Below are 9,783 nucleotides of genomic sequence, written 5' to 3'. Positions count from 1 at the left end.
CGCCGTCGTCGCATCGACTGCGGCCTGTTCCAGTTCCTTCTTGGCCTGCTGGATCGTGCTTTCGGCGATCTCGGTTGTGCGCAGATAGGTGGAGCGGCGGGCATCGAACTGCCGCATCTGGTCGGCGATGACGGGGGCGATGGCGGGATCGCCGGCGCGTTGCGTCACGGCTGAAGGAAAGGTGAGCCGATCACGCGTCTCGAACTCTGCGAGGAGCCGCGCCTCCTGTGCGAGCAGGATGAGGAACTGGTTGCCGTAGAGATCGCCCTGGGTGTCGGCCCGGGTCGGATCGAGGCGGATCAGCAACTGGTTCGCGGCCACCCGGTCGCCGTCGCGGACCAGGATGTCCTCGACGATACCGCCATCGAGATGCTGCACGGTCTTCCGGCTTCCCTCGTTGCTGAGGACGCCCTGCGCGATCGCGGCGCCATCGAGCCGGCTCACGCTGGCCCATGCGGCGAAGGTCCCCAACAGGCCGAAGATGACGGCATAGCCGCTGATGACGGAGCGGCGCCAGTTGGCGGATGGCTTTGGGGCGGTGAGAGCCGGGGTTCCCAGCTTCGGCAGAGGGGCCATGAGTGCAGTCCTCGCGTCACGCGGCGATGGTTTTGTCGGACGCGTCGGGCGCGTCCTTGCGATCGGTGATCTGTTTGGGTGGCTGATAGCCGGCGAGCCGGTTCACGACCTGCTCGCGCTGCCCGAAAGCGTGGACCGTGCCATTGTTCATGACGAGCACGAAATCGCAATGGGTCAGCATGTTCATGCGATGCGTCACCAGGATGACGATCGCGCCGCGGGCCTTCAGCGCCTTGATGGTGTCGGCGAGGCCCTGCTCGCCCATGGCGTCGAGGTTCGAGTTGGGTTCGTCCAGAACAAGATAGCGGGGATCGCCATAAACCGCCCGCGCCAAAGCGACACGCTGGCGCTGGCCGCTCGACAGCATGTGGCCGTCGGGCCCGAGCTTCGTGTTCAGCCCGTTGGGCAGTTTCGAGATGATGTCCTGGATGCCGGCCAGTTTGACCGCGTCGATCACCTTGGCGTCGGTCTCCGGTCCCGCCTCCTCGAAGCGGGCGATGTTCTCGGCGATCGTTCCGGGCAGCATGTCGACATCCTGTGGGACGTAGCCCACATGGCGGCCGAGCGCGTCCTGATCCCAATGCGCGATGTCGTGCCCGTCGAGCACCACCGATCCTCGGAGCACCGGCCAGGCTCCGATCAGCACTCTTCCGAGGGAGGATTTGCCGGCTCCGCTGGCTCCGACGACGCCGACCACCGAACCCACATCGACGGAGAAGGAGACGTCGCTGATGACGATGTTGTCCCTGCCCAGTGGCGTGGCCGCGATGCGCGAGACGACGAGCGCGCCCGCCGGCGCCGGCAACTGGACCCGCGGTGTCCGGCGCGCTGCCTCGCGCAGCAATTCGTCGATCCGCCGGGCGGAGACCGAGGCGCCCCAGATCGCGCGCCAGCCATGGGCGATGGCGTCGACGGGATGCAGGGTGCGCATCGCCAGGATGGTGGACGCGAACATGATGCCGGCGCCGACCTCCGAGGCGAGCACCAGCATGACGCCGACGCACATCATCAGAGGCATGTAGAGATGGCGCAGGATCCGCATGGCGAGCGCGATTGGCGCCGTGCGGCGGGCCGCCGCCTCCATCCAGCCCATCGCCTCGTCCCGCTGCCCGCTCCAGCGGGCGACCAGACGCGGCAGCATGCCCATCGAGCGAAAGACCTCGGCCGACCGCATGACGGCACGGGCGAATTCCGCCGACAACGCCGACTGCATCATCGCGCGCTTGATCTCTTCACGCGCGATCAACTGGTTGACGACGGCCAGCACAGCCACAGTCGCGGTCATCACGAGGATCGCCACGCCGATCCAGAAATGGAACATAAAGGCGATCGCGACGATCAGAGGCACCCAGATCAGGTCGAACAGGTGCGGGACCAGCCCGCCCGAGAGAAAGTCGCGCAGGGTGCCGAGGTCCTGCACGATCAGGCTCCGCGCAGCCGCCGGGAGATTGTCCGTCTGACGGTTGAGCGCGTCGAAGACGCGTGGCGCGATCTTCTGGTCGAGTGCGTAGGCAATGCGCGTCAGGATGGTTTCGCGATTGCGCTCCAGCATCGACCAGACGATGCAGAGGAACACGACGATGACGGTGAGGGAAATCAGGGTTGCAAAATTGCGGCTGGCGATCACGCGATCGTGCAACTGCAGCAGATAAATGGTCGGAACCAGGAACAGAAGCGTGATGAATAGGCTAAAGAACAGCAAGGACAGAAAGGCCGGCATGAATTCCCGTAGTTCATGCCGCAAATAGATGTTCTGCAGTCTGGACATGACGCCTCGTTACTCGCGCGGGAGTGCGGGTTCAATCGAGGCGGGTACTCGACGGACACGCGCCGTCAAACTGACGGGTCTCTCAGGCATTCCGGTATCATATCTGTCGAAAAGCTTCAATTTATCGCATTGAAAGCGGCGGAATAATCTGCGATTGCATTAACGCGCCCCATTCAGCCCCTTCCGGCGCATTTCGGGGTGCTGCGCCGTCCTGTCGGTCGCGGCGGTGCAGCAGAGGTTTCGCATGATCGAGCCGGTTCTCCCTCGTCGCGACCCCGTCGCTGCCCATGCCCCGAAACAAGTCCTGCATGTCGGCTGCGGTGTGAAGGCTCATCACCGGCTCCACGCGTTGTTCCGCAACCCGGCGGCCTGGGCCGAGGTGCGCGCGGATGTGGATGCAAGCGTCGCGCCGGACCTTGTCTGCTCGGCGGTCGATATGCGTGCGCTGGTGCCGACGGGCAGCTATGATGCGCTCTGGTCGTCCCATACCATCGAGCATCTCCATGATCACGAGGTCCCGCTCGCCTTCGCGGAGTTTCGGCGGGTGCTCAAGCCCGGTGGCTTCGTGCTGATCCGCTGTCCCGATCTCACGGCGATCGTCGAGGCCATCCATGCGATCGGACCGGAAACCGTCGCCTACATGTCTCCAGCAGGCCCGATCACGCCGCTCGACATGCTGTTCGGGCATCGCGCCGCCATTGCCCGCGGCAACAGCTTCATGGCGCATCACACCGCCTTTACCGACGAGCGTCTCGGCCAGTTGTTGATCGATTCCGGCTTTGCCGGCGTCGTGACCAAGCGAGCCGCGGGCTACGATCTCTGGGCGGTCGCCTTCACGGAAGAGTCGTCGATGGATGCGATCCTGGCCGACCTCGCCACGACCGGACTTGATTTCCGCAGCTGATGGAAGCACCGCCCGCTCCGACCCGTCCGAATGCCCTCGCCGACGCGATCGCACGGCTGGACTGGCGCGAAGGTCGGCATCGGCGCTCCCTTGCCGAAGAGGCCGCGGGCGCTCTGCAGCGCAACGCCCCGGCCGTGGCTTGGGTGCTGGCGGACCGGCTGGTTCGTCTCAGCCATGGGCGCAGCGCCATCCCCCATATCCTGCGCGCCTCGGCGCTGGCGCAGCTCGGCGCGGCGGAGGAGGCCTCCGCCGACCTCCAGCGGGCGCTGGCGATCGATCCGCACCATCTCCTTCTGCAGCAGGCACTGCTCGACATCGGGGCGGCGGAGGACCGGCGACGCTCCGCCGCCGTTCTTCTGGCGATGCCGGAAGGTCTGGGGCAGACGCAGGCGCTGTCGACCATGGCCGCGGAGGGCGTCGCGCTGATCATCCATGCCGGTTGCGATGCGGAGCAGGTGACCGCTCATCTGCGCTGGCGCGGCGATCCGAGGATGACGGTCCGCGCGAGCGACGGGACCCGATCCTTCGACCTTGAGGTGGTCGGCACATTCGAGGGGGGCCACCCCGTTTTTCCGTTGGCCGCGACGATCTCGCTGTCCTGGCCCAGCCACAGCGAGGCGCTCTCCCTGAGACCGGCTCAAGGCGGCGTTCCGTTTCTCGCGGTGCCGGCGATTCTGCATCGGCCGCTGGCCATGCCGCGGGCGCCTCGCGCGCGACTGCCCGATGTGCCGGCCGGGTCTTTGCTCATCGTCGTTCCGGTCCATGACGACCTCGTCGCGACCGAAGCCTGTCTCGACAGTCTCGCGGCAGCCCAAGGCGGGCGCGCCGACTGGCGCGTGGTCGTCGTCGAAGACGCCGCGCCGGACCCTGCCATGGCGCCGATGCTGGCGGAGCGCGCGCGGCGCGGTGAGTTCACGCTGCTGCGCAATCCGCTCAATCTCGGCTTCGCGCGCAGCGTCAATCGCGCGCTCGCCATGCGCCAACCGGCGGAAGACGCGCTGCTGCTGAATGCGGACACAGTGCTGCCAAGCGGCGCGGTGGATCGGCTGGCTGCGGCGGTCCATTCGGAAGCGAGCATCGGCACCGCGACCCCGCTATCCAACAATGGCGAGGACACCAGTTTTCCGCGCCGCTTCGCCGTCAACCCGATGCCGGAGACCGGGGAGATCGAACGCCTCGATCGCCTCGCGCAGCAGGCCAACGCCGGATCGCGCGTCGAGATGCCCAATGGCGTCGGCTTCTGCCTCTACGTCAAAGGCGCCTTGCTCGACCGCATCGGCCCGCTGTCGCTCGATTACGGCCGGGGCTATTACGAGGATGTCGATCTCTGCCTCCGCGGCACGGAAGCCGGTTTTCGCCATGTCTGCGCGGCCGACGTCTTCGTCGGGCATAGCGGCACACGCTCCTTCAAGGGCGCCAAGGCCGCGCTCGTGCGGGCCAATCTGGCGCTGCTCGAAGAGCGCTTTCCCGCTCATCGCGACCGGGCCCTGGCTTTTCACCGCGTCGATCCCTTGAAGCCGGTCGCGCGCGCGCTGGAAGCGCTCTGGCTGCAGGAAGCTCCCGAGGCGCTGGCGCTTGTGGTCGCTCCAGCCGCGATGCCCCTCTGGCTGGTGCGCCTGTTGACCAATATCCATGCGCCGCGGCGCCAGGCGGTGATCGCGCGGGCCGAAGAGAAGGCGGAGGGCCGGGTCATCACCCTGACCGCGGCAGGCAGCGGCATCCCGCAGAGCCTTGAAATCGCCGTTGCGCCCGACGATGGTTCCGCGCCGGATCACATCGCTGCAGAATTGGCACGCTATCGCTTCGACGGCGTGCTGATGATCGACCCCGTCGATGTCGATCCGCTGCTGGCTGCCGCCTGCGCCCGGCTCCCGATCGGCCAGAGCCTCGCGCTGGCCTCGGCTTTCGGCTTCGCGGGAGCCTGGCGGCCCGATGCCGCGCGGGCTGATCCGGTCATCGTTCCCGGTCCGCTGGCGCAGGAGATCGCGGCGGCGCTGGGATGGTCCGGCTTGAAAGGTCCGTCGCGCGCGTCCGCGCCGCCGGTCCCTGAGCCGGCGGCCAGCGCCGCCGCTGCGAACTGCCTGGCGATCCTCTCGGAGAGTGCCGCAGCCGAGGATTGGCGCCTGGCGCAAGCGGTCGCACGAGCGCTGTCACAACGGTGCGGCGACGCGGCGGTCGCCTTCGTCGGTGAGCCCGGGGCGAGCGAGCCGCCTGCGCGCGCCCTGTTCCCCAGCGGCCCGATGCCGCGGGCGGAGGCGACGCGCTGGCTGGCGCGGGTGGGGGCGCGCGCCTGCCTCGTCGCCTCGCGAGCCTATGGCATCGCCGATCCGCGGGTCCATGCCTGGGCTCGGGCGGGGCTGCTGATGGCATGGTTCGATCCTCGACCCCAGCGGCCGGAGACCGAGGGGAACCGGCTGTTGCTGCCGCTCGGGATGACGGATGACGAGGCAGCCTTCGTCGTCGCCGACTGGTTCGGCCGTCTCAGGCCGGAACCGCAGGTCTCGCAGCAGGCTCCCTGAGAGCCGCCACGAGCGGCGCCGAAAAGACGAACTCGTCGATGAGCTTGAGATGCGCCGGCCAGCTGTGGCGCTCGAAATCGTAGCGGGCGCGGATGGTGGCACCGGCCTCGGCGCGCAGGCTGCGGAAACGTTCCGGCTGCGCCAGTGCCTCGATAACGCGCTCGGCCAGGATTTGTGGCTGGAAGAACGGCACGAGCAGGCCGTTGACACCATCCTCGATGACCTCCTCGACCGGGGAGGTCGCGGAGCCGATCACCAGGCAATTCAGTGCCATGGCCTCCAGCATCGACCAGGACAGGACGAAGGGGTAGGTCAGGTAGATATGCGCCGAGGATAGGCGCAGCAGGTTGAGATAGTCGCCATAGGCGACCTTGCCGAGGAAATGCACGCGGCTGAGGTCGAGCTGGTCGCCGAGCTCGGCCAGGAGTGCGGCCTTCCAGGACGGGTGGTCTGTGGGCGCGGATCCGTAGGAGACGCCATCGCCGCCGACGAGGCAGATGCGGGCCTTCGGCCGTGCCTTCAGGATGTCCGGCAGTGCCCGCATGACGATGTGGAAGCCGCGATAAGGTTCGAGATTGCGCGAGACGAAGGTCACGACTTCGTCGCCGGCTTCGAAGTTTTGCCCCGAAACCGAAAAGCGCGCCGGCGGCGGTCCCGGCACGAGTTTCTCGGTGTCGAGCCCGTCATGCACGACATGGATCTTGGTCTGCATCTCGCGAGGGAAGATGCCGCGCTGCCAGTGCGTGGGCGCGACGGCGAAGTTCGCCTCCGTCAAGGACAGCAGGGTTGCCGCATTCCTCAGGATGACGCGTGTCTCGCCATCGACGCCGTAGCGCGGCGCGTCCTTGTCGAAGCCGATATCGGTGCCGCTCGGCCAATAGTAGAACTCGGCATAACTGCAGATCGTGGCGTCCGGGAAGAGCGCGCGCAGCGGCAGCGCTTCGCCCCAGCCGGGATGGACATAGATCAGCTTGGGCGCGAAGCCGTTATATTTGAGGGTCGTCGCCGCATAGATCACCTGCTCGGCCCGGCGGCTTTCCAGTTCGAAACGCCGCGCGAAGGAGTGGACATTGGCCAGCTCGGCTCCCGCGAAGCTGTAGCGCTGCAGCGGCACCTCCGGCAGGCCGGGAGCGCCCTTGGCACCGATCGCCCGCACGCGCACGCCGGCGCGTTTCGCCATCGCCCCCGCGAGGTTGCGGAACTGAGCCGGGAAGTTGTTGTGGACGAAGAGAACGTCGAGTTCACTCATCGGTGCCTCCCGCGGCGGCAAAGGCCTCGAACGAGAACAGGGCGCTGTCGTCGAGCGCGAGAGGATGGTCGAGCGCGCCCTGCAGACCGTGGTCGAGCAGGCTCTCGCGGGCCACGGGCACTGTCTCGATTTCAACCGGCCGCCGCTGGCCGATCAGACCCTCGGCGAGCCAGCGCTGCGAGAACAGGCAGGCGGCGGCGAGGTCGAGCGGCATGCAGCCATCCGCAGCCAAGGCTCCCGCACGCGCGCCGGAGAGCTCGAACAGCAGTTCCGAGCTGACGATCATCAGGCCGTTGCCGGCGGCAGGGCCTTCGAGCGGTACCAGGAGGTCGGCTGCGATCAGCAACCGGGCGGCGTCGGCGAGCCGCTCGCGGCCGCGCGCCATGACGTCGAGCAGCGACAGCACGGTCGCGTAGTCGCGGCTCGGCTGGCCGGCCTTGGTGAACATGGAGACCGGATCACCGCCCTCCGGGCTTTCCGCCAATTCTCGCGAAACCTCGACGAGGCGCTCCCCGGCGACATTTCGGGCCCGGAACGGCAGGGTGCGCAGGGCGAGGGGATGATAGGCGAGAAGCCAACGACCGTCCCTGCCGATCCGCGAGGCGCGCAGGAGTTCCGACCGCAACAGGCATACGACGGTGGGTGCGCCGCCATCGACATGGATCGCGATCGGGCAATGATGCGCCAGATTGAGCAGTTCCGTATCGGCGATGGGGACGGCGCCGGTCTGGTCGAGCCAGTCGAAGCGCTGCGGCCTTCGCCAGGCGTTCAGCCCGGCCGAAGCGACCGGCTCGAAGGTCAATCCGCTGCCGATATCCAGAACCATGGTCAGCCGGCCGCGTCGGCTTTGGCGGCATGCTCCTGGAGAACAGCTTGCTTGGCGGCCGCCAGCAGGTTCCCCGCCCGAAACAGCGAGGCGCGATGGAGCGACAGGAACAGGCCGGCGCCCACGCCGTGTCGGCTGACGATGCCCGATAACTCGTCGGCGCGCAGACGCGAGGCGGCCACCACCATCAGATCGTCGATCACGACCTTTTCGCCGTGGCCGAGGTCGAAGTGCAGGGGCCAGGGCTCGAACAGGCCCGCAGCGGCGAGATCAGCGGTGAGGCCCTCCGTTGCCGGCATGGCGCGCGCGAAGGTGATCGCCTTCCTCGCCCTTTCCATCGCGGCCTTGCTCAGTCGGCCATCGGCCATCAGAAGCGGCGCGCCGATATCCGTCGGACTGTCGGCGATCGTCGCATCGAACAAGACGTGTTGCTGCACCAGCGCGTCCGCGCTCGGCACGACCAGCGGAAAACACTGCAGCGCGAGGGGAAGCAGGGCTTCGTGCATCGGCGCATCAGGCGCCTGGCCTCGGCCGTCCGGCAGGAGGCTGCGCAGTGCGACGAGAACGGGAACGCCGTCGGTCAACCGCCAGCAGAGCGGGAAGAGGCGCGCCAGTTGCCCCGCCTCCATCAGCACGGCCGGGGCGAACTGCAACGCCCGCACCAGCTTGTAGGAAACCTGGGAAAAGATGCGGTGATGCCCGGTCGAAGCCCCCAGGATGGTGGGATGTTCGTAAAGCGTATCGACTGCGACCATTGCGGATGACTGTCACGGAGGCGGAGCGGCCAGGCCCCGCCCGGGGGCGCCATGGTACACATAATAGAAGGGGGGCCGAAAGGCCCCCCTTCAGATGAATGCCGACAGATGATCGGCTGCTCAGGTCTTGAAGAGCACGGTTTCGATCTGCGAGTACTGCACCGTGTCGCCGTTGCTGAACGTGATCGTGGTGACGCCCAGATTGGTCGACGAGGATGCGACCTCGGCGGCGAACTTGTCGATGTAGAGGGTGTCCGAACCCGACCCGCCGATGACCGTGTCGGCGCCGATCGAACCGTTCTCGGCCAGCAGGCGGATGTAATCCGAACCCGAGCCGCCGCTGATCGAGTCGTTGCCGCCACCGCCGACGATGGAGTCGTTGCCGTCCCCACCGATGAGCACGTTGTCGCCGCCACCCGCGATGATGGTGTCGTTGCCGGTGCCGCCGTCGATGTAGTTGCTGCCATCGCCGCCGATGATCGAGTCGTTGCCCGAGCCGCCGAAGATGGTGTCGTTGCCGTCACCGGCGATGACCGTGTCGTCGCCAGACCCGGCGTTGATGTCGTTGTCGCCGTTGCCCGCAAGGATGGAGTCGTTGCCGTCGCCACCGAGGATGGTGTCGTCGCCGCCGCCCGCGATGATCGTGTCGTTGGAGTTGCCGCCGTCGAGATAGTTGTTGCCGTCGCCACCGACGATCGAGTCGGCGCCCGACCCACCATAGATCGTGTCGTTGCCCGTGCCGGCGACGATCGTGTCGGCACCGCTTCCGGCGTTGACCGAATTATCGCCGTCGCCGACGATGATGTAGTCCGTGCTGGAGCCGGTGCTGACGATCGTGTCGTCACCGCTGTCGGTGGCCACGAACGATTTGCCGAAGGCATTGATCGTAACGTCGATGTTCGAGTCGCTGGCGAAGATCGCCGAGGTGTCGTCGCCCGACAGCGTCTGCGGACCGGACGGATCGCCCGTGAAGAGAATGAGCTCTTCGCCCGGGTCGGGGTTCGTGGTCGAGTCGGCGGGGATCACGTCCGTCCGGACGCGGTCGCCGGCGACCGAGGCGCTGTTGAAAACGCCGATCGTGTTCAATCCCTGGAGGATGCTGTCGCGCGCATCAGTGCTGAAGACCGCAAGATCGTCGATCTTATCGGACAACTCGGCTTCGGTATAATTGTAAGTTGTCACAATT

At 67.0% G+C, this 9,783-nt stretch carries 7 protein-coding genes and 1 pseudogene; 2 read left to right on the top strand and 6 right to left on the bottom strand.

Annotated elements, in window-relative coordinates:
• Together Q8M82_RS04465 and Q8M82_RS04460 are read right to left on the bottom strand one after the other, a co-directional pair.
• A pseudogene (locus Q8M82_RS04465) lies at positions 1-471 on the bottom strand (HlyD family type I secretion periplasmic adaptor subunit); the annotation flags it as partial.
• Between the two features lie 121 nt (positions 472-592).
• On the bottom strand, positions 593-2,344 hold the full coding sequence (locus Q8M82_RS04460) for a type I secretion system permease/ATPase (protein WP_305690177.1): 1,752 nt from the start codon (positions 2,342-2,344) through the stop codon (positions 593-595).
• Between the two features lie 244 nt (positions 2,345-2,588).
• Between Q8M82_RS04460 and Q8M82_RS04455 the strand changes: the two genes are divergently transcribed.
• Together Q8M82_RS04455 and Q8M82_RS04450 are read left to right on the top strand one after the other, a co-directional pair.
• Positions 2,589-3,248 (top strand): class I SAM-dependent methyltransferase, encoded by a 660-nt coding sequence (locus Q8M82_RS04455; RefSeq protein WP_305690176.1) that lies wholly within the window; start codon positions 2,589-2,591, stop codon positions 3,246-3,248.
• Positions 3,248-5,767: a glycosyltransferase family 2 protein gene (locus Q8M82_RS04450; protein WP_305690175.1), complete on the top strand. Its 2,520-nt coding sequence runs from the start codon at positions 3,248-3,250 to the stop codon at positions 5,765-5,767. Before Q8M82_RS04455 ends, Q8M82_RS04450 begins: the two co-directional genes overlap by 1 nt.
• On the opposite strand, the gene Q8M82_RS04445 is transcribed toward Q8M82_RS04450, so the two are convergent.
• From Q8M82_RS04445 to Q8M82_RS04430, 4 genes are all read right to left on the bottom strand, one after another.
• Entirely contained in the window at positions 5,730-7,016 is a 1,287-nt protein-coding gene (locus Q8M82_RS04445; RefSeq protein ID WP_305690174.1) for a glycosyltransferase, read from the bottom strand. The two genes, Q8M82_RS04450 and Q8M82_RS04445, sit on opposite strands and share 38 nt — an antisense overlap.
• Entirely contained in the window at positions 7,009-7,842 is an 834-nt protein-coding gene (locus Q8M82_RS04440; RefSeq protein ID WP_305690173.1) for a SapC family protein, read from the bottom strand. Before Q8M82_RS04440 ends, Q8M82_RS04445 begins: the two co-directional genes overlap by 8 nt.
• A gap of 2 nt (positions 7,843-7,844) precedes the next feature.
• A complete protein-coding gene (locus Q8M82_RS04435; protein WP_305690172.1) occupies positions 7,845-8,597 on the bottom strand; it encodes a SapC family protein in 753 nt (250 codons plus the stop codon).
• A 120-nt stretch (positions 8,598-8,717) separates the two neighbouring features.
• Positions 8,718-9,749: a calcium-binding protein gene (locus Q8M82_RS04430; RefSeq protein WP_305690171.1), complete on the bottom strand. Its 1,032-nt coding sequence runs from the start codon at positions 9,747-9,749 to the stop codon at positions 8,718-8,720.
• Between the last annotated feature and the right edge of the window lie 34 nt (positions 9,750-9,783).

It is taken from the genome of Allobosea sp. (assembly GCF_030694325.1).
Classification (GTDB): Bacteria; Pseudomonadota; Alphaproteobacteria; order Rhizobiales; family Beijerinckiaceae; genus Allobosea.
Note: the sequence above shows the minus strand (reverse complement) of the source record. Positions and strands in the feature narration are given on the sequence as shown.